Source organism: Reyranella sp. (assembly GCF_017305915.1).
Lineage (GTDB): Bacteria > Pseudomonadota > Alphaproteobacteria > Reyranellales > Reyranellaceae > Reyranella.
This window is the reverse complement of the sequence record NZ_JAFKJN010000005.1, coordinates 147,201-169,689: the sequence shown is the minus strand read 5'-3', so window position 1 is coordinate 169,689 and position 22,489 is coordinate 147,201. Positions and strand designations below refer to the sequence as shown.

Genomic DNA, 22,489 nt, shown 5'->3' with positions numbered 1-22,489 from the left:
GTCAAGTCGCTCCACCCGGCGGAAGCTGCCCCTAAATCTGCCTACGCCGTGGGCAATTCCATCCAGCCTTCGGGCCCGAAGAATTCGAGCGGCCGGAAGGCGCGCTTGTAGGCCATCTTGCTGGAATCGGCGATCCAGTAGCCGAGGTAGACGTAAGGAAGGCCGCGCCGGGCGGCGGCGTCGGCCAGCCACAGGATCATGTAGGTGCCGAGGCCGCGCCGCGGGTCGGTCGGATCGAAGTAGCTGTAGACCGCCGACACGCCGCTCGACAGCCAGTCGACCAGGCAGGCGCCGACCAGGCGGCCGTCGGCGGAATCGTCGCGAAACTCGACGATTGCCGTTTCGACGGGGCTCTCCTCGACCATCGCGCGGTAGTCGTCGAAATCCATGTCGGCCATGTCGCCTTCACGATGGCGCGCCATCACGTAGCGCGAAAAAAGCGCGTACTGCTCGCCGGTCGCCAGCGCCTGCACCTCGGTGGCGTGGACGTGCTCGTTGCGGCGCAGGATGCGGCGCTGGACCCGGCTGGGATCGAAGTCGCGCACGCGGATGCGCACCGGCACGCAGGCGCGGCAGCCGTCGCACAGCGGCTTGTAGACGAAGTGGTGCGAGCGCCTGAAGCCCGCGTCGGTCAGCGTGTCGTGCTGGGAGATCGCATCCGGCCCGCTGAGCTCGGTGACGAGCTTGGTCTCCAGACGGTGCGGCAGGTACGGGCAACGCATTGCGGGCGTCGTCCGGAAAAAGCGCAGGGTCTGGATGTTCTGCCGAATGAACATGGCGAGGGCGAGAGTTTACCGCCGGGGGGCCGGCAAAGAAAGGTTTCGCTCAGGGTTGACGATGCCAGCCGGCCATGCGTCGAAACGGCAACAGCGCCAGCCTCACCAGCTTGGGCAGCAGCCACACCAAGACCACAAGGAACAGGATCAGGAGACACAGGAAAGTGATGGGGTGGGCGAGCGCCAGGATAAGCCCGCCGATCACGATGCTGTCCTCGGCCAGCGAGGCAGCGATATTGCTGAACGGCTCGGGCGAGGTGTTGATCAGCGCGCGCGTGCCGGTCTTGGCAACATGCGTGCCTGCTGCAAGTGTTCCGCCAAGCAGCGCAGCGACCGTCGCGGTTTCCGGGCCGAAACCGTCGGCCGCGCCGAAGGCGAGCAGGGCGCCGGCCGGTATGCGTACGAAGGTGTGCAGCACGTCGTTGAGGCTGTCGACCAGCGGAATCTTGTCGGCGAAGAAGTTGAGCGCGAACAGCAGTGCCGCCGCCGCCAGCACCCAGATCGAACCGAGCGCCTGCAGGTCGTGCGGCAGCATCACCAGTCCAAGGCGCTGCGCAGCGCCGAGCACCAGCACGGTCGCGTAGACGTTGAGGCCGCTCGCCCAGCTCGCAGCCAGAGCGACGGCGAGCACCGCGAGCGTGTCGCCGCTCATTTTTGCATCAGAGGGCGCGCCGCGCCTTGAGCGCGGTGGCGAGCGTGCCGTCGTCGAGCCAGTCGAGCTCGCCGCCGACCGGCACGCCGTGCGCCAGCCGGGTCAGCGGCACACCGCTGTCGCCGAGCCGCTCGGCGAGATAGTGCGCGGTGGTCTGGCCATCGACGGTGGCGTTGGTGGCGACGATCACCTCGCGGATGCCGCCTTCGTTCACCCGCCGCAGGAGGCCCGCGATGTTGAGCTCGTCCGGACCGATGCCGTCGAGCGCCGACAGCGTGCCGCCCAGCACGTGATAGCGGCCGCTGAAGATCTTGGCCCGTTCCATCGCCCACAGGTCGCCGACATCCTCGACGACGCAGATCAGGCCGGCATCGCGCCGCGGGTCGGCGCAGATCGAGCAGGGATCGACCGTGTCGAGGTTGCCGCATGAGGTGCACGGCCGGATGGCGCGCGCGGCGTCGGACAGCGCGGCGCTGAGCGGCTGCATCAGCACCTCGCGCTTCTTCAGCAGATGCAGCGCGACGCGGCGGGCGGAGCGGGGGCCGAGCCCCGGCAGCCGGCCCAGCAACTGGATCAGCCGCTCGATCTCGGGTCCGTTCATTGTTCTAGAGCTTGAAGCCCGGCGGCAGCGGCAGGCCGCCGGTGATCTGCTTCATCTGCTCCTGCACCACGGCCTCGACCTTGGCGCGGGCGTCGTTGGCGGCGGCGACGATCAGGTCCTCGACCACGCCCTTGTCGTCCGGCTTGAACAGCGAGGCGTCGATGTCGACCTTGCGGGTCTCGCCCTTGCCGTTGACGGTCACCGTGACCATGCCGGCGCCCGAGCTGCCGACGATCTCCTGGCGCTCGAGCTGCTCCTGCAGCTCCTTCATCTTCTGCTGCATCTGCTGGGCCTGTGCCATCAGGCCGCCGAGGTCCTTGAGTTTGTCGAACATCAGTACTCGCTCTCCGGGATGTCGTCGTCGGCAGGATACTCCTCGCCCAACGGCTCCTCATCGAGGGCGCCCTGCAGGCCGGCCAGCAGCGAGGCGTCCTCGCCCTTGCGCCGCACGGCCTCCAGCTTGGCACCGGGGAATGTCTTCAATATGGCCTGCACCAGCGGGTTGGCCTCGGCGTTGGCGCGCAGGTCGTCGGCCTTGGCGGCCTTCTGCTGCGCCAGGGTCGGCTTGCCCTCGGCATTGGACACTGAGGCGAGCCAGCGCTTGCCCGTCCATTTGCCCAGGAGGTCGCTCAGCCGCGACGCGAGGTCGGCCGGCGCGATCTTCTCGGGCCGGAACTCGATGACGCCCGGCTCGCAGCGCACCTCGTGGACGTGATGCATCAGGGCGTTGACCAGCCGCGCCTCGCGCTTGCTCTCGAACAGCGCCACGACCTCGGTGAAGGTCCGCGGATTCGGCAAGTCCGCGGCGGCCGGGGCTGGCTGCGGAGCGATCGCGCTCGCCGGCTGCGATGTGGCGAGCCGCGCGGCCGCACCACCGCCCCCTCCGCCGCCGCGCGGGGCCGGTGCACCGCCTGCGGCCGGCGCGCTGCCGCCACTCTGGAGCTGCTTCAGCGCATCCGAAGGCGAGGGCAGGTCGGCGGCATAGCACAGCCGGATGAGCGCCATTTCAGCCGCACGCGCCGGCGAGGGCGCGCGCAGCGTCTCGTCGAGGCCCTTCATCAAGAGCGCCCAGGCGCGGGTCAGAGCCGCCATCGACAGCTTCTGCGCCATGGCGAGGCCCTGCGTGCGCTCGCTGTCGGCGGAGGTGGCGCCGGCCTCGGGCGTGACCTTGAGCCGGGTCACCCAATGGGTTGTTTCGAGCAGGTCCTGCAGGATCACCACCGGATCGGCACCGGCATCGTGCATCTCGCCGAGCAGGCCGACGACCGCCGGCGCGTCGCCGCGCATGGCCTTCTCGAACAGCTCGAGCACCCGGCTGCGGTCGGCGAGGCCCAGCATGTCGCGCACCTGCGCGGCATCGACCACGCCCGCGCCGTGGGCGATCGCCTGGTCGAGCATCGAGAGGCCGTCACGCACCGAGCCGTCGGCGGCGCGGGCGACCAGCGCCAGCGCCTCGGGCGAGATCTCGACCTTCTCGCGCTCGGCGATCTTGCCGAACCAGTCGACCAGCGCCTCCTGCGGCACGCGCTTGAGGTCGAAGCGCTGGCAGCGCGACAGCACCGTCACCGGCACCTTGCGGATCTCGGTGGTGGCGAAGACGAACTTCACGTGCGGCGGCGGCTCTTCCAGGGTCTTGAGCAGCGCATTGAACGCCGCGGTCGACAGCATGTGCACTTCGTCGATGATGTAGACCTTGTAGCGCGCCGACACCGGGCGGTAGCGCACGCCCTCGATCAGCTCGCGCGCGTCGGCCACGCCGGTGCGCGAGGCCGCATCCATCTCGATCACGTCGACGTCGCGATCCTCGGTGATGGCGACGCAATGGGCGCACACGCCGCAAGGATCGACGGTCGGCCCGCCCTTGCCGTCCTTGCCGATGCAGTTGAGCGCTCTAGCGATGATGCGGGCGGTCGTCGTCTTGCCGACGCCGCGGACGCCGGTGAGCATGAAGGCGTGGGCGATGCGGCCGGTCGCGATGGCGTTGCGCAGGGTGCGCACCATGGCTTCCTGGCCGACCAGGGTGGTGAAATCGACGGGACGGTATTTACGGGCGAGGACCCGGTAGGGAAGCGATTCCTTGGCTTCCGGCATGGCAACCTCGAACCCGAAGACGCGCCGTGGCCCTCTCAGGCCCCGCGGTCGTCGCGTCGGGGCCAACCGCGCCCAAGGCGGCGGCGCGCGCCTGGCGACGGGTGAGAGACCGGCATGACCCGAAGCGAATTCGTTACGGCTGCTTCCTTCCGGATCTGACCGGGTTGGCGACTGCTCCGCCCACACCGGCCCCTCGAGGCGGTTATATCAGGAGTCGGGGCTGCCGGCGCAAGGGCGGGCTGGGGGTTACGCAGGTTTGCCGACCTTCCCACCCACTTCCCACCGGTTTCCCACGGTCGTGGGAAGCCTCCGATGCCGATGGCACAAGGATTTTGGGTGATTCTTCCCACTTTCCCACCCCCTTCCGGCGCGTCCGTTCAGAATTTTTTGCGCGGAGAAGGTCAAATCATCCGGTGACGCACCATCACGGTCCAGATCCCGACCAGCCCGCGTGGCCACAGCAGCAGGATGGCGGCAAGCACCGTGCCCAGCACGATCTTGTCGCCGTCGCCGCCGATCGAGAAGAAGGTCTGCTGGACGATGATCAGGGCGGTGCCGATCAGCGGCCCGAGCAGCAGGCGGCGGCCGACGATCACGATCGCCGTCAGCATCAGCACCAGGAAGTAGCTCTCGAACATGTCCGACCCGACATAGGCGCGCTGGTAGGCGTAGAGCCAGCCGGCCAGCGCCGAGATCGGCGCCGAGGCGACGAACACCAGGAAGCGCACGGCGCGGGCGTCGACGCCCAGCGCCTGGGCGAGGTCGGGATTCATCTGCACCATCAGCGCGCTGGTGCCGAGCCGCGACTGGCGGAAGCGCTGGATGAACAGCAGGGTCAGCATCAGCAAGGCCCAGGCGACCGGCCACAGCGCGGCATCGCCGGCACCGGTGATGCCCTTGCCGAAGATCGTCAGCTCGAGCGGCGGCACGCCGACCACGCCGTCTGAGCCGCCGAGGAACGGCCAGTTGAAGGCGATCTCCATGGCGACCACGGCGGCGGCATAGGTCACCAGCGAGAAGACGAACTCGCGCGTGCGCAGGGTCGCCAGGCCGAGCGCGGCGGCGAGGACGAGCGAGACGACGATCGCGGCGCCCGCGGTCTGCCAGCCGTTCCAGCCGGCATTCACCGCCAGCAGCGAGGCCGCGTAGCCGCCGGCCGCCCAGAAGATGGTGTGGCCGAGGCTGACCTCGCCCAGATAGGACAGGATCAGGTCGGCGCCGTAGGCCATCACCGCCAGGATGGCGATGCTGGTGCAGGCGGCATAGATGACCGGAGCGCCGCCCGCGACCGAGGGCACGAAGTAGGCGAAGGCCGCCAGGATCAGCGCGGCGGGCGTGGCCACGTTCTTCATCGCCGCGCTCCCAGCCCGTGCGGCCGTGCCACCAGCACGCCCAGCAGCAGCGCGAAGGCCGCCGCGGTGGTGTAGGCGGGCGAGACCAGCGCGCCGAACAGGGCGGTGAACAGGCCGAGGCCGAAACCCGCCAGCAGGCTGCCGCCGACCGAGCCGATGCCGCCCAGCACCACGACGACGAAAGTCAGGATCACCTCGTCGAAGCCAATGCTGGTCAGGATCGGGCTGCGCGGCGCCACCAGGCCCGCGCCCAGCGCGACCGCGGCGCATTCGAAGACGAAGACGCCGACATAGACCAGCGCGGCGTTGATGCCGAAGAGCTGCGCCAGCTTCGGGTCTTCGGCGACCGAGCGCACCAGGGCGCCGAGCCGGGTGCGGTTCAGCACCAGCCATAGCAGGCCGAACAGCAGCAGGGTGCAGAGCAGGGTCAGCACGTCCTGCCAAGTGAACCAGATATCGCCGAAGCGGATCTCGGCGCTCTGCAATGGGCTAATGAAGCGCTCGGGATTGCCGCCGAAGATGCGCGCCGCGCCGCCCTGGAAGAGGTAACCGAAGCCCAGGGTGACGATCATCAGGCTGGTGAGGTTCTGCTGCATCACCAGCCGCAGCATCATGCCCTGCAGCAGGATGCCGAGCAGGCCCAGCACCAGCACGGCGATCGGCACGGCGACGAAGTAGTTGACGCCGAGCTGGCTCATCGCCGCCCAGGCGAGGAAGGCGCCCAGCATGTAGAGCTGGCCGTGCGCGAAATTCACCAGGCGCGCGGCGCCCAGCAGCACCGTCCAGCCGATCGCGATCAACGCGTAGCCCGAGCCCAGCACCAGGCCGTTGATGAGCTGCTGAACGAGGTTCATGCGGTGAGGCTTCCGAGATAGGCCTCGAGGATGCGCGGATCGTCCTTCATCGACGCGGCGGGTCCCTTGGCGACGACCTTGCCGCGCTCCAGCAGGTAGAGCTCGTCCACCAGCTCGAGCGTCGCGCGCACGTTCTGCTCGACCAGCAGCAGCGACAGGCCGCGATCGACCAGCTTGCGCATCGTGTCGAGCAGCTCGTAGACCAGCCGCGGCGCGAGACCGGCCGACGGCTCGTCGAGCAGCAGCACCCGGGGCGCGGCGCGCAGCGCGCGGCTCACCGCCACCATCTGCCGCTCGCCGCCCGACAGCATGCCGCCTCTGTGGTTGCGGCGCTCAGCCAGCCGCGGGAAGAGATCGTGGATCTCCTCCATCGAGAACAGATTTCGGCCGGTCGTGTCGGTCGGCGGCTTCACCAGCGCCAGGTTCTCGGTGACGGTGAGATCGGCGAAGATGCCCTTGCCCTCCGGCACCAGCACCAGCCCGTGCGCGGCGCGGCGATGCGGCGGCAGCCCGTCCATCGACTGGCCGGCGAGCGTCACCGTGCCGCGCACCTGCGGGGCACCGCGCGACCAGCCGGCGAGCGCATTGATCAGCGTGCTCTTGCCCGCGCCGTTGGCGCCGACCATGCCGATCATCTTGCCGGTCGGCACGGCGACGTCGACGCCGTCGACGGCCAGGTTGCCGCCGTAGCGCACCGAGAGGCCGCTGGCGTCGAGCGCGTTGGTCATGCCGCGCGTCCCAGATAGGCTTCGAGCACGGCGGGATTGCGCTGCACCTCGGCCGGCGCGCCCTCGGCGAGCTTGCGGCCCTGGTCGATCACCACGATGCGGTCGGCGATCGCCATGATCAGGTCCATGTGATGCTCGATGACCACCACGGCGACGCCGCGGCGGCGCAGGTCGACCAGCAGGTCGGCGAGGCGGCGCATGTCGGTGCCGCCGGTGCCGGCCGCCGGCTCGTCGATCAGCAGGGCGTGCGCACCGGCGCCATAGGCCAGCACCACCGACAGCAGACGCTGCGTGCCGTAGGCGATATCGCCCGGCCGCTTGCCGTGGTCCTGCGGCTCGATGCCGAACGAGGTCAGCAGCTTGGCTGCGGCCGCCTCTGCGTTCCGTCGCGTGGTCCGCTCGCGCCACGGCAGCGCGATCGACCGGGGCAGGGAGGTCGAATGCTCGCGCAGCATCGCCGCCATTGCGTTCTCGAGCAGCGTCAGCTCGCCGAAGAAGGCGTTCTGCTGGAAGGTGCGGCGCAGGCCGCGCCGCGCCAGCTCGAAGGTCGGCAGGCCGGTCACGTCCTCGTCGGCCAGCCAGACCGTGCCGGCCCGCCGCACCGCATGCGTGACGGCGGCGAAGCACGAGCTCTTGCCGGCCCCGTTGGGGCCGATGATGCCCAGGATCTCGCCGGCCTCGACCTGCCACGACATGTCGTTGAGCGCGGTCAGCGCCCCGTAGCGGACGGTCAGGCCTTCGACGCGAAGGAGCGGCAAGCTACTTCAGGACTTCGAGCTTCGAGGTCTTGCCGTCGGTGACCTTGAACAGCGTGTGCTTGTGCTTGGCCTGGCCGTTGGCTTCGAAGCTCATGTCGCCGAAAATCGTGCCCTTGATCGTCTTGCCGCGGAGCGCCTCGGCGACGGTCTTGCGTTCGAGACTCTTGGTGGCGTTGGCCGCCGCCGCCCAGACGAACAGCGCCTGCGCGCCCAGCGCATCGCCTTTGTCCGGCGCCTGGTTATGGGCCTTCTTGAAGGCGGCGACGAAGTCGAGATTCTCCTTGATGCCGTCGAACGGCAGCAGGTCGGGGAAATAGACGTCGGCCGAGACCACGCCGGTCATCGCCTCGGCCGCGATCTTGAACGCCGTCGGCAGGATGGTGCCGACCGCGCCGACGAAGATGCCGTCGATGCCGGCCTGGCGGTACTGCTGGATCAGCGCCGGCATGCCCGAGGATTCCGCGGCGTTGATGGCGACCACGGCGTCCGGCTTGGCCTGCTTGACGTTGGCGAGGCTGACGCGGAAGTCGGTCTGCTTGAACGGGAACTTCTCGGTGACGACGACCTCGAACGGCTTGCCGATCTTCTTCAACTCGGCCTCGATGACGGCCTGCGCTCCGTTGCCGTAGGCGTCGTTCTGGGTGAGGAAGCCGACGCGCTTGGCACCGAGATGGTTGGCCAGGATGTCGGCGATCACCGAGCCGTCCTGTCCGTTCGAGCTGTTGATGCGCACGGCGTAGGGATTGACCGTGCCGGCGACGATCGGGTCGGCCTTCGACACCGCGGTGATGTCCATGATGTCGGCGCGGGCGAGGATCGGCTGCATGGCGAGCGTCACCGGGCTGTTCCAGCCCTCGATCACCAGCGCCACCTTCTCGCCGACCATCTCGTTGGCGCGGGTCACGCCGACCGCCGGTGTGCTCTCGTCGTCCTTGGAGATCACTGCGATCTTGCGGCCGTTCACGCCGCCCTTGGCATTGACCATCTCGGCCGCGACCTGCACCGCATGGAACACGCCCTGGCCGTTGGGGCCGGCCGGCCCCGACAGCGGCACGATCACGCCGACCTTGATCGGCTCGCCCTGAGCCAAGGCCGGCATCACGAGGGAGGCCATCCCGGCAGCAGCCCCGACAGTCAGCGTGCGGCGTCCCAACAGCCTGGAAGACATGGTGTTTCCTCTCGTTAATGGTCGTTTATTCAGTGGGCGCGATTGTGCCGCCCGCCGTGGCGCTGTCAACGGCGCTTGAGGCCCAGATGGTCGCGCAAGGTCTGGCCGGCGTAGTCGCCGCGAAACACGCCGCGCTCCTGGAGGATCGGCACGACCTGATCGGCGAACGCATCGAACTGGCCGGGGAAGAAGGGCGGCATGACGTTGAAGCCGTCGGCCGCGCCGGCCCGGAACCAGCGCTCGATCACGTCGGCGATCTGCACCGGCGTGCCTACCAGCAGCAGATGGCCGCGTGCCGCGGCGACGCGGTAGTAGAGCTCGCGCAAGGTGAGCTTGTCGCGCCGCGCCATCTCCATCAGGAGCGCCGCGCGGCTCTTGAGGTGCTCGGTCGCGGGCGGCGTCGGCACCGGGCCGTCCATCGGATAGGACGACATGTCCATGCCCAGGCGCTCCGACAGCACGGTGAAGGCCTGCGCGGTGTCGATGTTGCGGTTGAGCTCGGCGAAGATCGCCTGCGCTTCGGTCTCGGTGCGGCCAACCACCGGCATGACGCCCGGCATCACCAGCACCTCGTCCGCTTTGCGGCCGAAGCCCGCGACCTGCGCCTTCAGCGCCTTGGTGAAGGCGAGCGCCTCGTCGAGGTCGTTCTGGGCGGTGAACACCACGTCGGCGATGCGTGCCGCCAGCGCCTGGCCCGGCCCCGAGGAGCCGGCCTGGATCAGCACCGGATGACCCTGCGGCGCGCGGGGCACGTTGAGCGCGCCTTCGACGACGAAGTACTTGCCTTTGAAGTTCGGAATGTGAAGGCTGCCCGGCTTCACGAACCGGCCGGCCTGCTTGTCGCCGATGAAGGCGTCGTCGTCCCAGCTGTCCCACAGCAGACGGCAGGCCGCGACGAACTCCTCGGCCATGGCGTAGCGCTCGGCATGCGGCGGATGCTGGCGGCCGAACACCGCGCTCGACTTGGCGTAAGCCGTGGTCACCACGTTCCAGGCGGCGCGGCCGCCCGAGATATGGTCGAGCGAGGCGAAGGCGCGGGCCATGTGATAGGGCTCGGCATAGGTCGTCGAGCCGGTGGCGGCGAGGCCGAGCTTCGAGGTCGTCATCGCCAGCGCCGCGAGCAGGGTCAACGGCTCGAACTTGCCGATGGTCGAGGGATGCTCGCCGTAGCCGGTGGCGAAGCCGTCGCCGAGGAAGAACATGTCGAACTTCGCGCGCTCGGCGGTCGCGGCGATGTGCTGCATCAGCCCGAGATTGGGCCAGCCGGTGGTGACGGCGTCGGGATGGCGCCAGCCGCCGACATGATGGCCGGGCGCCTGCACGAACACGCCGAGCCGCATTTCACGATGCATCGCTTCCCCATTGGCGAACGTTGCTCTTATCCCTTGTCGGGCTGGCAGCGACCAGCTATCGCGTCTTCACGGAACAATCCAGGGGGGCTACACCGCTCGTCGAACCTGGTTCCTCCGACAAACCGGCCGTCAGCGTGCGCGCCCTGCATGGCCGCCGAAGGCCTTCGCTCGAGGAGCGGTTCCGCACGCCCGAGATCCTGTGCCAGCACGGTGTCCATTGCGCCATGAACGTCATCCTTCAGGGCGAAGGCCGGCCCCTCGGCGTGCTCGAGGTCGACAGCCGCTCGGACGACGAGTTCATCGAGCGGCGGCGCCGATCCCCGAGCTTGCGCCGGTAACCAGGCAAGTCCGATCCTTGAGTGCGTAGTCCATGTGCGCCTCAGAGCGCGACCGACGTGCCTCGGGCAAGGGCCTGTTGTGCCGCCAGTGAAAGATGCAATGCCTCGATGGCGCGCTCGGCATCGAGCAGGGCAGCGTCGGCCTTGCCCGCGATGCAGTCGACGAAGCGACGCAGCTCGATCTCGAAGGGATTGGCGCCCTGCAGCGCCACCGGCCTGGGCGCGGAGTTGCCTTCGGCGACCGTGAAGGTGATCTCGGGCGGGCCGTCCCGGAAGACCTGCTGCAGCTCGAAGCAGGCATCCCCGAACAAGGCGCGGAAGCCGACCGTGAACGGCGCGCCCGGCGGCATCAGGCCGCTTGCCGCGATCGTGGCATGACGGCCGTCGTCGTAGTCGAGCAGGGCGGTCATGTCGCCCTGGCCCGCCGCCGACAGCCGCGCCGGCGCGCCCATCGCCCAGTTGGCGAAATCGAAGTCGAAGGTCATCAGCTCGGTGGTCGGGTCGCCGTAGTGCGGCTTGTGGTCGGGCGCTCCGGGACGGAGGTAGGAGCCCAGCCGCCAGGTCGCGAGGCTGAGCAGCCGGCCGTGCGTGCCGGCCTCGGCGATCTCCTTGATATGCCGATAGGTCGCGATCGACCGGCAGAGCAGGCCGACCTGCAGCAGGCGCCCGGCCCGGCGTGCGGCGTCGCGCATGGCCAGCGCCTCGTCGAGCGCGAGCGCCATCGGTGTCTCGCAGAACACGTGCTTGCCGTGCTGCAGCGCCGGGATCGCGAAGCGGGCGTGGACCGGGCTTGGCAGGCAGATGTCGATGGCGTCGATGTCGCGGCCCTCGATCGCCGCCTGCACGCGCGCCGCATCGCGCGCGGGGACGTCGACCAATTCGACGTCCGGCAGGGTCGCGTACGCTGCCGCGTGGGTCCTGCCCATCGCGCCGGCGCCGAGGATCGCGATCCGGGTCAAACCGCCGCCAGGGCCTGGTCGAGGTCGGCCAGGATGTCGTCGATGTGCTCGAGCCCAATCGACAGCCGAACGTAGCCCGGCGTCACGCCGGTCTGCGCCTGCTCCTCGGGCGTGAGCTGGGAGTGGGTGGTCGAGGCGGGATGGATGGCGAGGCTCCGCGCGTCTCCGATGTTGGCGACATGATAGAACATCTTGAGTGAGTCGATGAACTTGCGGCCGGCCTCGACGCCGCCCTTGAGCTCGAAGCCGAGCAGGGCCCCCAGACCGCGCGACAGGTACTTTTCGGCGCGCTTCTTCGCCTCGCCGCTCATCGCGCTGGGATGGATCACCTTGGTGATCTTCGGATTCTTGCCGAGGTGCTTGGCGACGGCGTTGGCATTGTCGCAATGCACCCGCATGCGCAGCGGCAGCGTCTCCAGTCCCTGCAGGAACATGAAGGCGTTGAACGGGCTCATCGGCGCGCCGACGTCGCGCAACAGGGTGACGCGCGCCTTGAGGATGTAGGCGATCGGGCCCAGCGGCTTCACCGCCTGCGTCCACACCGCGCCGTGGTAGCTCGGATCGGGCGTGTTAAGCATCGGGAAGCGGTCCTTGTGCTTCTCCCAGTCGAAGTTGCCGCCGTCGACCAGGATGCCGCCGATCGAGGTGCCGTGACCGCCGATGTACTTGGTGGTCGAGTGCATGACGATCGCCGCGCCATGGTCGAGTGGCCTGCAGAGGACCGGAGCCGCGGTGTTGTCCATGATCAGCGGCACGCCGAGCGCGCGGCCGATCTTGGCGACCTCGCCGATCGGGAACACCGTCAGCTTGGGATTGGGCAGCGTCTCGGCGTAATAGCAGCGGGTCTTCGCATCGGTGGCGCGGCGGAAGTTCTCCGGATTGGCCGGGTCGACGAAGCGGCATTCGATGCCGCCGACTATGCCGGGCGTAACGCGCGTTACAACCGAAGCGTTTGCTCGGCGTAACCGACGAAACGACTTTTTCTGTTGCCTGCAGCGGCAAACGGAGATTAACGACCGCCGGCGCAATTGCTCGTGACTTTCTCGGAAAGGTTGAAGACAATTCGATCTTTGCAGTTTCCAGGGGGAAGGATGTCGAACACATTGATGCGTCGTTGGTTCGACGAGGTCTGGACCAAGAACAACGAGGTCGCAATCGACCAGATGCTGGCGAGTGACTGCCTCATTCACGGCTTGACGGACGTGGCTGGAAATTCGGTGCCTGCCCGCCCGGCCTTCAGGCAATTCCATCGGGATCTACAGCAGCTTTTCTCCGCACTTTCGATAACCGTGGAAAGCGCCACCGACAACCCGGATGGGACGACGACGTCGCGGTGCAAGGTCGTTGGTACGCATAAGGAGAGCGGAAAGCCAGTGAGCTTCTACGGCACCGCAAAGATTCGAGTGAAAGACAACCAGATTTGCGAAGCTTGGAACGAGTTCGACCTCGGGGAGATCGAGAAGCAAATCGTTTCCTGAGTTCTCAACGCGCAGCCCGCATCCTGGCCGTCTCCTCTTTGTCGACGATACCCGCGGCCGAGATGACGACGCCGTAATCCTGGAGCGCCGTCTCGACCGATATCACGCCGTCGAGCACGTCGTCGGCCACTTTCTGCGGGTCGCGCTCCAACGGGCTGCCGTAGCCGCCGCCGGCCGGGCCGTAGCAGATGAAGCGGCCGTCGCGAGCGATGTTCATGTGCGGCACCTTGGAGGGCAGCGGCTTGCTGGTGTCGCCCTGCACCAGGTCGAGCTTGGCCGGCATGCCTTCCTTGCCGCCGAGGAAACCCCACGGCCGGTAGCGATGGCCTTCGCCCTCGACCGAGGCGCCGCCGTCGGAGAGGAACGTGAACTCGCGCACCGAGCCCAGGCCGCCGCGCCACTTGCCGGCGCCGGCGACGTCCTCGCGCAGCTCGTAGCGCAGCACGCGCAGCGGCAGATGGGTTTCGATGTCCTCGATCGGATTGTTGCGGGTGTTGGCGTAGAGCGTGTCGACGGCGTCCATCCCGTCCTTGCCCAGTCGGCCGCCGTAGGAGCCCTCGAAGATCTCCATATGCACCCAGTGCGTCTCGTTCTTGAGGCCCGAGAAGGCGATGACCTTGAGGTTGCCGATGCCGGCCGACACGTTGCCCGGCATTGCCGCCGACAGGGCCTTCATCACCGTGTCGGCGAGCTGATTGCCCGGGCAGAAGCGGGCAATGGTCGGTGCCGGGAAAGTCGGATTGGCGAGGCACCCTTTGGGCGCAACGATGGTGATCGGCCGGATCAGGCCGGCATTCACCGGGATGTGGCCGTGCACCTCGGTGTCCAGCAGCACCGAGCGGATCGTCAGCCAGATCGCGATGTCGGCGGTACCTTCGAGCGGCATGTTGATCGGCCGGTCGGGGACCTGCGGCGCGGTGCCGGTAAGGTCGACGGTGAGGCCGTCGTCCGTCTTGGTGATGGTGACGACGATCGGCAGCTCCTTCTTGGCCGGATCGTCGCTGTCCAGATAGCCGTCGATCGCCGTCTCGGCGCGATAGACGCCGTCGGGCAGCTTGGCGATCGCCTGGCGCATCAGCCGCTCGGCGTGATCCATCAGTGCCTCGCAAGCGAGATCGAAGGTCTCGGTGCCGTAGCGCTCGACCAGCTCGACCATGCGCTCGGCGCCGATGCGCGCGGCGGCGACCTGGGCGTCCATATCGCCGACCACGAGGTCCGACGCGCGGATGTTGTCGCGCACGATCTGCCAGACGGCGTCGTTCTTGACGCCTCGGTCGTAGACCTTGATCGCCTTGAACTGCAGGCCCTCGGCGTAGGCGTCGATCGCCTCGACGATGCCGCACGAGCCCGGCGATAGCGCACCGATATCGAGATGATGCGCGGTGGTTGCCGCGAAGCCGATCAGCCGGTTGCGGACGAACACCGGCACGATGAAGGCGACGTCCGGCCCGTGGCTGGCGCCGGAGTAGGCGTCGTTGTGCATCACCACGTCGCCCGGCCGGAACTGATCGCCGCGCTCCTTCAGGATGCGCAGAACGCCGCGCACGTAGCCCGGGATCGGGCCCGACTGCAGCGGCGTCGATTGCGCCGATTCGGCGAGGCCACGGCCCTCGGCATCGACCAGAGCCGCCCCGAAATCCTCCGACTCGCGGATGATCGAGGAATAGCTCATGCGCATCAGCTTGTAGCCCATCTCGATCGCGATGTTCTCGAGCGCGCCCTGGATCACGCTCGTCGTGATCGGATCGATGCGGTCGGGCTTCGGCGCAGGCTGGGCGGCGGGGCTCATTGCTGGGCTTCCTTGGCGAGGATGAGGTTGCCGGCTCGGTCGGCTTCGAAGCTGTGTCGCGGCGGCACGACGGTGGTGGTGTCCATCTGCAGCACGATGGCGGGGCCGGCGATCTTCTGTCCGACCGGCAGCAGGTCGCGGCGGTAGAAGTCAGTCGGATAGTCGCCGAGCTGGCCGTCGACCCGGAAGGTGCAGTGGCCGCTGCGCACCCGCGCCTCGTCGAGCGACTTGCCGGCCGACACGGTCGGCTTTGCAATCGTGGCCGCGCTGGCCGCCCCCACGAGGCGCAGGTTCACGATCTCGATGCCTGAGTCGGCGAAGTGATGCCCGTACTCGCGCCTGTGCACCTCGTGGAAGGCGGCGAAGGCCTTGGCCAGCGCGGCCTCGTCGATCGTGCCGTCGGGGAAGGGGACGCGCAGCTCGTAGCCCTGGCCGACATAGCGCAGGTCGCCGCGCCGCTCGAACGTGACCTTCGCGAGGTCGATGCCGTCGGCGGTGAAGCGGTCGGCCAGCTCCTTCGCCATCGCGGCGAAGTCGGCATTGAGGCGCGCGATGTCGGCGGCGCCCGAGACCTGAAACGAGGTGCGGATGGCGTCGTAGCGCAGGTCGCTGATCAGCAGGCCGACCGCCGAGGTGATGCCGGGATGCGGCGGCACGATCACCTCGGGTACGCCCAGCATCTCGGCGACCTCGGCGCCATGCAGCGGGCCCGCACCGCCGAAGGCGACCAGGGCGTAGTGGCGCGGGTCGATGCCCTTCTGGACGGTGCGCGAGCGGATGGCGTTGGCCATGTTGGCGTTGATCACGGTGATCACGCCCTCGGCCGCCTCGCGCTCGCTCATCTTGAGCTCTTTCGCGAGCTCGCCGATCACGCGGCGGGCTGCAACTTCATCAAGAGACATCCCGCCGCCCAGGAAGTTCTGGCTGTCGAGCCGCCCAAGCACGACGTTGGCGTCGGTCACGGTGGGCTTGGCGCCGCCGCGGCCGTAGGCGGCCGGTCCCGGTACCGCGCCGGCCGAGCGCGGCCCGACCTTGAAGGCGCCGGCCTGGTCGAGGTGGGCGATCGAGCCGCCGCCGGCGCCGATCGTGTGCACGTCGATCATCGGCACCATCACCGGGAAGCCGGCGATCCAGGTGTCGCGCGCCGTCGCCTCGCCGAAGCCGCCTTGCGCCACGATGCCGATATCGGCCGAGGTGCCGCCGACGTCGAAAGTGATCAGGTTGCGCTTGCCGGAGAGCCCGCCCGCCCAGTCGCCGCCGATCACGCCGGCTGCCGGGCCGGACAGCAGGGTGAGGACGGGCCGCTCGGCCACCATCGCCGGTGTCGCGACGCCGCCGTTCGACGCCATGATTCGCAGGTCGGCCTTGAAGCCGCTCGCCTCGATGTCGGTCTCGAGCTTGCTGACGTAGGTGCGCACCTTGGGGCCGACGAAGGCGTTCATCGCCGTGGTGGTGAAGCGCTCGAACTCGCGGAATTGCGGCGACACCGACGAGGAGGTCGTGGCGAAGCACTCCGGGTACTCCTCGCGCACGATCGCCATCGCCCGCGCCTCGTGCGCCGGGTCGAGGTAGGAGAACAGGAAGCAGATGGCGATCGCCTGGACGCCGGCCTCCTTCAGCTCGCGCACGGCCTGGCGGACGCCCGCCTCGTCGAGCGGCTCGAGCACCTCGCCCCGGGGCGGCACCAGCCGCTCCCTGACCGTCTTGCGATGGCGGCGTTTCACCAAAGGACGGTCCTGCCAGGGGATGTCCTGCATGATCGAGTAGTGCTGCGGTCGCTGGTGGCGGCCGATATGCAGGATGTCGCGATAGCCGCCGGTGGTGATCATGCCGGTCACCGCGCCGTCATGCTCCAGGATGGCATTGGTGGCGATGGTGGTGCCGTGGAACACAACATCGATGGTGTCGCGCGGGATGGCGTACTTGTCGCACAGGGCGGCCAGGCCCGCGACCACGCCGCGCGAGGGGTCGTCCGGGGTGGTCGAGATCTTGTGGACGCCGGTTCGTCCGGCCTCGGTGTCGGCATAGACCAGGTCGGTGAAAGTCCCGCCCACATCGACGCCGATCAGCCGCATCGCTCCCCTCCCGATCCTCTGTTAGGCCTGGAACAGCAAGACACAGGCCAAGTCGGGCGTCTATATAGGAGTGACAGCGGGGGCGGGATGACCAAGGACCCGAACCGATTCTGGTGGCTGAAGCTGGTGCTGATCGCGCTCTGCGTGGCCGGCGTCTGGTACTTCGAGCACACGCTTTTCCCGCACAACAGCGGCTGGCTGGGCGTGACCATGGGGCTGGTCCTGGGTGCCTTCCTGGCGACCGTCTACGAGGACTATATCGATCAAAATTCAGACTGATTTGCGCTGATCGGAGGCCGGGGGCCTATTTTACAGTGCTGGCATGGCACTTGCTTCTCCCGGGCCCATGGCGAAAAAGCCCGACATCGAACTGGTCGCCCTCACCAAGCGCTACGGTGCCACCGTCGCGGTCGACGCCATCAATCTGAAAATTCCCGCGGGCTCCTATTGCTGCCTGCTCGGGCCCTCGGGCTGCGGCAAGACCACGACGCTCCGCATGATCGCCGGCCACGAGGAGGCGAGCGAAGGCGACGTCATCCTGGGGCCCGACAACATCACCCACTTGCCGCCGGCGGCGCGCGGCACGGCGATGATGTTCCAGAGCTACGCGCTGTTCCCCCATCTCGACTGCATCGACAATGTCGCCTTCAGCCTCAAGATGCGCGGCGTCGACAAGGACAGCCGCCGCGCCCGCGCGATGGAGCTCCTGAAGCGCGTGCAGATGGAGCCCTATGCGCAGCGCCTGCCGGCGCAGCTCTCGGGCGGCCAGCAGCAGCGGGTCGCGCTTGCCCGCGCCTTGATCACCGATCCGCAGGTGCTGCTGCTCGACGAGCCCCTGTCGGCGCTCGATCCGTTCCTGCGCATCAAGATGCGCGAGGAGCTGAAGGCGCTGCAGATCCGGCTCGGCATCTCCTTCATCCACGTCACGCACAGCCAGGACGAGGCGATGGCGCTGGCCGACCTGGTGGTGGTGATGAACCAGGGCAAGATCGAGCAGAGCGCGCCGCCGCGCGAGGTCTTCAACAAGCCAGCCTCGGCCTTCGTCGCCAAGTTCGTCGGCGGGCACAACGTGCTGCCCGCCGCCGTCGCCCGTGCGAAAGGCGAGGGCGAGTACGTCGCCATCCGCGCCGACCGGCTGATCCTGCAGTCGGGCACCGCGCCGGTCGACGCGACCTCGCTCTCCGGCATCACGCGCTCGGTCGAGTATCTCGGCTCGACGGTGCAGGTCGGCATCGATGTCGCGGGGCTGGAGACCTTGTCGGCCGTCGTCCCGGAAGCGCGCTTCGACGCCAATCCGGTCGCGCCCGGCCAGCCGGTGGTTCTGTCGTGGACGCCCAAGGACGTGCACGTCCTCGGACGATAACTGTCAAAAAAGGAGAGGTGGAGATGGCTCGCAAGACAAATGGCCAAGGACGCGAATGGGGACGCCGCAAGGTCCTGAAGGGGGCGGCGGGCTTCGTGGGCGCCGCCGTCGGCTCGGGCGTGATTGGCGCTCCGATGATCTGGGCGCAGAACAACAAGAACATCGTGCTGCGCCAGTGCGGCACCGGCGTCTCGGCCTTCAATGAGATCGCCGAGAAGGCCAAGGCTGACCTCGGCTTCACCCTGCAGATGACGGCGCTCGATTCCGACGCCGTCGTGCAGCGCGTGGTGACGCAGCCCAACTCCTTCGACATCGGCGACATCGAGTACTGGATGGTCAAGAAGGTCTTCCCGGCCAAGACCCTGCAGGCGATGGACACCAAGAAGATCAAGTACTTCGACAAGATCGTGCCGATCTTCACCACCGGCAAGCTGAAGCCCGACAGCGTGATCGCCCAGGGCACCGCGCCGTCGACCGTCGGCTTCGTCGAGGGCAAGGAGTCGACGACCTTCGCCAAGGCGCCGACCCAGTGGTTCACCATGATCCCGACGATCTACAACGCCGACACGCTCGGCATCCGCCCCGACCTGGTCGGCCGGCCGATCACCCAGTGGAAGGACATCCTGGATCCGAAGTTCAAGGGCAAGACCTCGATCCTGAACGTGCCCTCGATCGGCATCATGGACGCGGCGATGATCTGCGAATCGGCCGGCATCATGAAGTATGCCGACAAGGGCAACATGACCAAGGCCGAGATCGACAAGACGATCGAGTTCCTGATCAAGACCAAGAAGGAAGGCCAGTTCCGCGCCTTCTGGAAGACCTTCGACGAGTCGGTCAACCTGATGGCCTCGGGCGAGGTGGTGATCCAGTCGATGTGGTCGCCCGCCGTCGCGGCGGTGCGCTCCAAGGGCATTCCGTGCGTCTACCAGCCGCTCAAGGAAGGCTATCGCGCCTGGGGCGGCGGTCTGGCGCTCGCCAAGCACCTCAGCGGCAGCCAGCTCGATGCGGCCTACGACTACATCAACTGGTACATGTCGGGCTGGGTCGGCGCCTTCCTCAACCGCCAGGGCTACTACTCGGCGGTGCTCGACACGGCCAAGGCCAACATGAGCGCTGACGAATGGGGCTTCTGGATGGAGGGCAAGCCCGCCCAGAAGGACATCATGAGCCCGCAGGGCAAGCTGATGGAGAAGGCGGGCACGGTGCGCGACGGCGGCTCGTTCTACGACCGCATGGGCGCCGTCTCCTGCTGGAACGCGGTGATGGACGAGGACCGCTACATGGTCCAGAAATGGAATCAGTTCATTGCCGCGTGATCCTTCCATCGGTGGAAGAGACGAGGGCGCCGTCAGGGCGCCCTCGCTTTATCGAATGAGACGAGTCGACGCCTGGGTCACCTATCTGCAGGTCGCGCCGCTGTCGCTGGTGTTCCTGCTGTTCCTGGTCGTGCCGATCGCCACCATCGTCGTGGTGAGCTTCTTCGACTACTCGACGACGCAGATCATCCCGGCCTTCCTGCTGCAGAACTACGAGGAGCTGCTGCTCTCGCCGGTCACCTGGCAGACCTATCTGCAGACGCTCGAGTTCACGGTGATCACCTGGGCGCTGACCCTGGCGATCGGATTCACGATCGCCTACTACCTCGCGTTCTACGTCCGGTCGGCGACCTGGCAGACCGTGCTGTTCCTGGTCTGCACCATCCCGTTCTGGACCTCCAACATCATCCGCATGATCTCGTGGATCCCGTTCCTCGGCCGCAACGGCCTGATGAACACGGCGCTCCTGAAGATGGGCCTGATCCATGAGCCGCTCGAGTTCCTGCTGTTCTCCGACTTCTCGGTCGTGCTGGCCTACGTCCACCTCTACACGCTGTTCATGGTCGTGCCCATCTTCAACTCGATGATGCGCATCGAGCGCAGCCTGCTCGAGGCGGCGCGCGACGCCGGCGCCTCGGGTTGGCAGACGCTGTGGAACGTCATCCTGCCGCTGTGCAAGCCCGGCATCGCCATCGGCTCGATCTTCGTCGTCACCATCGTGATGGGCGACTTCGTCACCGTGCGGCTGATGAGCGGCGGCCAGACCGCGTCGGTCGGCTTGATGATGATGAACGCCATGTCGCTGCTGCAGTATCCCGCCGCGGCCGCCAATGCCGTCGTGCTGCTGCTGCTGGTGCTGCTGACGGTCGGCGTGATGATGCGGCTGGTCGACATCCGCAAGGAGCTCTGACGTGCACCGCCGCGGTCCCGCCTTCTGGCTGCTGACGGGCTTCTTCGCCCTGTTCGTGCTGTTCCTCTACGGGCCGACGATCACCATCACCATCCTGTCGTTCCAGGGGCCGTCGGGCGGCCTGACCTTCCCGATGCGCGGCGTGTCGCTGCACTGGTTCGGCAACCTGTTCGAGAAGCAGATGGTCGGCGACTTCTCCGGCTCCTTTCAGCGCTCGATCGTGCTCGGCCTGGTGACGATGGTGGTCACCGTGCTGGTCTCCTTCTCGGCAGGGCTCGCCTTCCGCAAACGCTTCCGCGGCTCGGCGGCGATCTTCTATCTCGCGATCGCCAGCCTGATCGTGCCGTCGATCCTGATCAGCCTCGGCATCGGCCTGCTGTTCCGGGTGATGGGCGTCGATACCGCCTGGTACAGCTCGGCGTTCGGCGCGCACCTCACCTGGACCTTGCCGTTCGGCCTGCTGATCATGTTCGCCGTGTTCAACCGCTTCGACCGCCGCTACGAGGAGGCCGCGCGCGATCTCGGCGCCACCTCCTGGCAGACCGTGAAGCACGTCATCGTGCCGATCCTGCTGCCCAGCCTGATCGGCGTCGGCCTGTTCGGCTTCACGCTCTCCTACGACGAGTTCGCCCGCAGCCTCTACACGGCCGGCACCTTCAACACCCTGCCGCTCGAGATCTACGGCATGACCACTAACGTCACCACGCCGGTGCTCTACGCGCTGGGCACGGTGACCACGGGCCTGAGCTTCCTGGTGATCGCCCTGGCGCTGGTCTCGACGATCATCGTGCGCCGCCGCCGCGAGCGCCACGGCAGCGACGCCGGCAAGGCCGCCTGATGGCCCGCCGCGCCCGGGTGCTGCGGCTGCCGACCGCCGGCCCGCAGGATACGGCATCGCTGGCGGCAGCGATCGATCGCGGCGACGTCGATCCCACAACCATCGTCGCGATCGTCGGCAAGACCGAGGGCAACGGCTGCGTCAACGATTTTACCCGCGGTTACGCGACGCTCGCCCTGAAGCTGCTGCTGGCCGAGCGCTGCCGCGTCCCATTGGCTGACGTCGAGAAGCGGGTCGCCATCGTGATGTCCGGCGGTACCGAAGGCGGGCTGTCGCCGCATCTTCTGGTCTTCTGCCGCGAGGCGGCACCGGCCGCTGCCTCAGCCCCGCGCCTGGCGATCGGTGTCGGCCTGACCCGCGAGTTCAAGCCCGAGGAGATCGGCCGCGCCGCCCAGATCGAGGCAACCGCCGAATCGGTCCGCGCCGCAATGACGGATGCCGGCATCATGTCGGCCTCCGACGTGCACTTCGTCCAAATCAAATGCCCGCTGCTCACCAAGGAGCGCATCGAGGAGGCCGCCAGGTGCGGCGCGAAGACCGCGACCGACGACGCCTATTACTCGATGGCCGTGTCGCGCGGCGCCTCGGCGCTCGGCGTCGCGCTGGCGCTGGGCGAGATCAAGAGCGCGCCGGAGTCCGCCATTTGCAAGGACTGGTCGCTCTATTCCAGTGTCGCCAGCACCTCGGCCGGTGTCGAGCTGCTGCGCAACGAGATCGTGGTGCTGGGCAATGCCAGCGGCTGGGCGGGCGACCTGGTGATCGGCCACGACGTCATGAAGGACGCTATCGATGCCGCTGCCGCGCGCCGCGTGCTCGAGGCGCTGGGCGGCGAGACCGTCGCCGTGCTGGCCAAGGCCGAGGCCGCGCCCTCGGGCGAGATCCGCGGCCGCCGCCACACCATGCTCGACGACAGCGACATCCATTCGACGCGCCACGCCCGCGCCCTGGTCGGCGGCGTGCTGGCCGGCGTGATCGGCGACACGCTGCTCTACGTCTCCGGCGGCGCCGAGCACCAAGGACCCGCTGGTGGTGGGCCCGTGGCGATCATCGCGAAGGTGTAAGGCTTTCCTCCCCTTCGCGGACTCCGC

General features: G+C 67.9%; 22 protein-coding genes, 1 other RNA gene and 1 pseudogene. 8 read left to right on the top strand and 16 right to left on the bottom strand.

Going from position 1 to position 22,489, the window contains the following annotated elements; all coding sequences use genetic code 11:
• Positions 1-41: 41 nt before the first annotated feature.
• From J0J01_RS00835 to J0J01_RS00780, 12 genes are all read right to left on the bottom strand, one after another.
• Positions 42-776, bottom strand: a complete 735-nt coding sequence (locus J0J01_RS00835; RefSeq protein WP_296378228.1) for an arginyltransferase — start codon at positions 774-776, stop codon at positions 42-44.
• A gap of 49 nt (positions 777-825) precedes the next feature.
• The gene (locus J0J01_RS00830; protein WP_296378226.1) at positions 826-1,428 is read right to left on the bottom strand and encodes a DUF4126 domain-containing protein; all 603 of its coding nucleotides are present in this window, start codon (positions 1,426-1,428) and stop codon (positions 826-828) included.
• A gap of 7 nt (positions 1,429-1,435) precedes the next feature.
• Positions 1,436-2,029, bottom strand: a complete 594-nt coding sequence (gene recR / locus J0J01_RS00825; RefSeq protein WP_296378225.1) for a recombination mediator RecR — start codon at positions 2,027-2,029, stop codon at positions 1,436-1,438.
• Positions 2,030-2,033: 4 nt separating this feature from the next.
• Positions 2,034-2,363 (bottom strand): YbaB/EbfC family nucleoid-associated protein, encoded by a 330-nt coding sequence (locus tag J0J01_RS00820; protein WP_296378222.1) that lies wholly within the window; start codon positions 2,361-2,363, stop codon positions 2,034-2,036.
• On the bottom strand, positions 2,363-4,120 hold the full coding sequence (locus tag J0J01_RS00815) for a DNA polymerase III subunit gamma/tau (RefSeq protein WP_296378219.1): 1,758 nt from the start codon (positions 4,118-4,120) through the stop codon (positions 2,363-2,365). Before J0J01_RS00815 ends, J0J01_RS00820 begins: the two co-directional genes overlap by 1 nt.
• Before the next feature lie 100 nt (positions 4,121-4,220).
• Positions 4,221-4,315, bottom strand: an RNA gene (gene ffs, locus J0J01_RS00810) — signal recognition particle sRNA small type.
• Between the two features lie 206 nt (positions 4,316-4,521).
• Positions 4,522-5,472, bottom strand: coding sequence for a branched-chain amino acid ABC transporter permease (locus J0J01_RS00805; RefSeq protein WP_296378218.1), 951 nt, complete (start codon positions 5,470-5,472; stop codon positions 4,522-4,524).
• The gene (locus J0J01_RS00800) at positions 5,469-6,326 is read right to left on the bottom strand and encodes a branched-chain amino acid ABC transporter permease (RefSeq protein WP_296378216.1); all 858 of its coding nucleotides are present in this window, start codon (positions 6,324-6,326) and stop codon (positions 5,469-5,471) included. Before J0J01_RS00800 ends, J0J01_RS00805 begins: the two co-directional genes overlap by 4 nt.
• A complete protein-coding gene (locus tag J0J01_RS00795; protein WP_296378214.1) occupies positions 6,323-7,054 on the bottom strand; it encodes an ABC transporter ATP-binding protein in 732 nt (243 codons plus the stop codon). Before J0J01_RS00795 ends, J0J01_RS00800 begins: the two co-directional genes overlap by 4 nt.
• A complete protein-coding gene (locus J0J01_RS00790) occupies positions 7,051-7,812 on the bottom strand; it encodes an ATP-binding cassette domain-containing protein (protein ID WP_296378212.1) in 762 nt (253 codons plus the stop codon). The genes J0J01_RS00795 and J0J01_RS00790 overlap by 4 nt, the downstream gene beginning before the upstream one ends.
• Position 7,813: 1 nt before the next feature.
• Positions 7,814-8,926 (bottom strand): ABC transporter substrate-binding protein, encoded by a 1,113-nt coding sequence (locus J0J01_RS00785; RefSeq protein WP_296378210.1) that lies wholly within the window; start codon positions 8,924-8,926, stop codon positions 7,814-7,816.
• A gap of 119 nt (positions 8,927-9,045) precedes the next feature.
• On the bottom strand, positions 9,046-10,332 hold the full coding sequence (locus J0J01_RS00780) for an LLM class flavin-dependent oxidoreductase (protein WP_296378208.1): 1,287 nt from the start codon (positions 10,330-10,332) through the stop codon (positions 9,046-9,048).
• A gap of 134 nt (positions 10,333-10,466) precedes the next feature.
• Here J0J01_RS00780 and J0J01_RS00775 point away from each other — a divergent pair, with 134 nt between their 5' ends.
• A complete protein-coding gene (locus J0J01_RS00775) occupies positions 10,467-10,670 on the top strand; it encodes a hypothetical protein (RefSeq protein ID WP_296378206.1) in 204 nt (67 codons plus the stop codon).
• A gap of 41 nt (positions 10,671-10,711) precedes the next feature.
• Here the strand turns inward: J0J01_RS00775 and J0J01_RS00770 are convergent, their stop codons facing one another.
• On the bottom strand, positions 10,712-11,629 hold the full coding sequence (locus J0J01_RS00770; RefSeq protein WP_296378204.1) for a Gfo/Idh/MocA family oxidoreductase: 918 nt from the start codon (positions 11,627-11,629) through the stop codon (positions 10,712-10,714).
• Positions 11,626-12,540 (bottom strand): annotated as a pseudogene (locus tag J0J01_RS00765) (PLP-dependent transferase); the annotation flags it as partial. The pseudogene J0J01_RS00765 and the gene J0J01_RS00770, both read right to left, overlap by 4 nt.
• Before the next feature lie 180 nt (positions 12,541-12,720).
• On the opposite strand from J0J01_RS00765, the gene J0J01_RS00760 reads away from it, so the two are divergent.
• Positions 12,721-13,107, top strand: a complete 387-nt coding sequence (locus J0J01_RS00760; RefSeq protein ID WP_296378202.1) for an ester cyclase — start codon at positions 12,721-12,723, stop codon at positions 13,105-13,107.
• Between the two features lie 4 nt (positions 13,108-13,111).
• On the opposite strand, the gene J0J01_RS00755 is transcribed toward J0J01_RS00760, so the two are convergent.
• A complete protein-coding gene (locus J0J01_RS00755; protein WP_296378200.1) occupies positions 13,112-14,896 on the bottom strand; it encodes a hydantoinase B/oxoprolinase family protein in 1,785 nt (594 codons plus the stop codon).
• Positions 14,893-16,971: a hydantoinase/oxoprolinase family protein gene (locus J0J01_RS00750; RefSeq protein WP_296378198.1), complete on the bottom strand. Its 2,079-nt coding sequence runs from the start codon at positions 16,969-16,971 to the stop codon at positions 14,893-14,895. Before J0J01_RS00750 ends, J0J01_RS00755 begins: the two co-directional genes overlap by 4 nt.
• An 87-nt stretch (positions 16,972-17,058) precedes the next feature.
• Here J0J01_RS00750 and J0J01_RS00745 point away from each other — a divergent pair, with 87 nt between their 5' ends.
• From J0J01_RS00745 to J0J01_RS00720, 6 genes are all read left to right on the top strand, one after another.
• Positions 17,059-17,250, top strand: a complete 192-nt coding sequence (locus J0J01_RS00745) for a hypothetical protein (protein WP_296378195.1) — start codon at positions 17,059-17,061, stop codon at positions 17,248-17,250.
• A 67-nt stretch (positions 17,251-17,317) separates the two neighbouring features.
• Positions 17,318-18,334 carry an ABC transporter ATP-binding protein gene (locus J0J01_RS00740; protein WP_296378193.1) on the top strand — a complete coding sequence of 339 codons (1,017 nt, stop codon included), beginning with the start codon at positions 17,318-17,320 and terminating at the stop codon, positions 18,332-18,334.
• A gap of 23 nt (positions 18,335-18,357) precedes the next feature.
• A complete protein-coding gene (locus tag J0J01_RS00735; protein WP_296378191.1) occupies positions 18,358-19,653 on the top strand; it encodes a PotD/PotF family extracellular solute-binding protein in 1,296 nt (431 codons plus the stop codon).
• Positions 19,654-19,708: 55 nt separating this feature from the next.
• Positions 19,709-20,563 carry an ABC transporter permease gene (locus tag J0J01_RS00730; protein ID WP_296378189.1) on the top strand — a complete coding sequence of 285 codons (855 nt, stop codon included), beginning with the start codon at positions 19,709-19,711 and terminating at the stop codon, positions 20,561-20,563.
• Position 20,564: 1 nt separating this feature from the next.
• Positions 20,565-21,401 (top strand): ABC transporter permease, encoded by an 837-nt coding sequence (locus tag J0J01_RS00725; RefSeq protein ID WP_296378188.1) that lies wholly within the window; start codon positions 20,565-20,567, stop codon positions 21,399-21,401.
• Entirely contained in the window at positions 21,401-22,462 is a 1,062-nt protein-coding gene (locus J0J01_RS00720; protein WP_296378187.1) for a ring-opening amidohydrolase, read from the top strand. The genes J0J01_RS00725 and J0J01_RS00720 overlap by 1 nt, the downstream gene beginning before the upstream one ends.
• The last annotated feature ends 27 nt before the right edge of the window (positions 22,463-22,489 follow it).

Bases quoted from the DNA above. Each gene is read 5' to 3' on its own strand.
- J0J01_RS00760 (WP_296378202.1), top strand. From the start codon at position 12,721: ATGTCGAACACATTGATGCGTCGTTGGTTCGACGAGGTCTGGACCAAG.
- J0J01_RS00800 (WP_296378216.1), bottom strand. From the start codon at position 6,326: ATGAACCTCGTTCAGCAGCTCATCAACGGCCTGGTGCTGGGCTCGGGC.
- J0J01_RS00755 (WP_296378200.1), bottom strand. From the start codon at position 14,896: ATGAGCCCCGCCGCCCAGCCTGCGCCGAAGCCCGACCGCATCGATCCG.
- J0J01_RS00785 (WP_296378210.1), bottom strand. From the start codon at position 8,926: ATGGCCTCCCTCGTGATGCCGGCCTTGGCTCAGGGCGAGCCGATCAAG.
- J0J01_RS00780 (WP_296378208.1), bottom strand. From the start codon at position 10,332: ATGCATCGTGAAATGCGGCTCGGCGTGTTCGTGCAGGCGCCCGGCCAT.
- J0J01_RS00795 (WP_296378214.1), bottom strand. From the start codon at position 7,054: ATGACCAACGCGCTCGACGCCAGCGGCCTCTCGGTGCGCTACGGCGGC.
- J0J01_RS00805 (WP_296378218.1), bottom strand. From the start codon at position 5,472: ATGAAGAACGTGGCCACGCCCGCCGCGCTGATCCTGGCGGCCTTCGCC.
- J0J01_RS00735 (WP_296378191.1), top strand. From the start codon at position 18,358: ATGGCTCGCAAGACAAATGGCCAAGGACGCGAATGGGGACGCCGCAAG.
- J0J01_RS00745 (WP_296378195.1), top strand. From the start codon at position 17,059: ATGACCAAGGACCCGAACCGATTCTGGTGGCTGAAGCTGGTGCTGATC.
- J0J01_RS00815 (WP_296378219.1), bottom strand. From the start codon at position 4,120: ATGCCGGAAGCCAAGGAATCGCTTCCCTACCGGGTCCTCGCCCGTAAA.
- J0J01_RS00740 (WP_296378193.1), top strand. From the start codon at position 17,318: ATGGCGAAAAAGCCCGACATCGAACTGGTCGCCCTCACCAAGCGCTAC.
- J0J01_RS00835 (WP_296378228.1), bottom strand. From the start codon at position 776: ATGTTCATTCGGCAGAACATCCAGACCCTGCGCTTTTTCCGGACGACG.
- recR (WP_296378225.1), bottom strand. From the start codon at position 2,029: ATGAACGGACCCGAGATCGAGCGGCTGATCCAGTTGCTGGGCCGGCTG.
- J0J01_RS00820 (WP_296378222.1), bottom strand. From the start codon at position 2,363: ATGTTCGACAAACTCAAGGACCTCGGCGGCCTGATGGCACAGGCCCAG.
- J0J01_RS00750 (WP_296378198.1), bottom strand. From the start codon at position 16,971: ATGCGGCTGATCGGCGTCGATGTGGGCGGGACTTTCACCGACCTGGTC.
- J0J01_RS00830 (WP_296378226.1), bottom strand. From the start codon at position 1,428: ATGAGCGGCGACACGCTCGCGGTGCTCGCCGTCGCTCTGGCTGCGAGC.
- J0J01_RS00730 (WP_296378189.1), top strand. From the start codon at position 19,709: ATGAGACGAGTCGACGCCTGGGTCACCTATCTGCAGGTCGCGCCGCTG.
- J0J01_RS00720 (WP_296378187.1), top strand. From the start codon at position 21,401: ATGGCCCGCCGCGCCCGGGTGCTGCGGCTGCCGACCGCCGGCCCGCAG.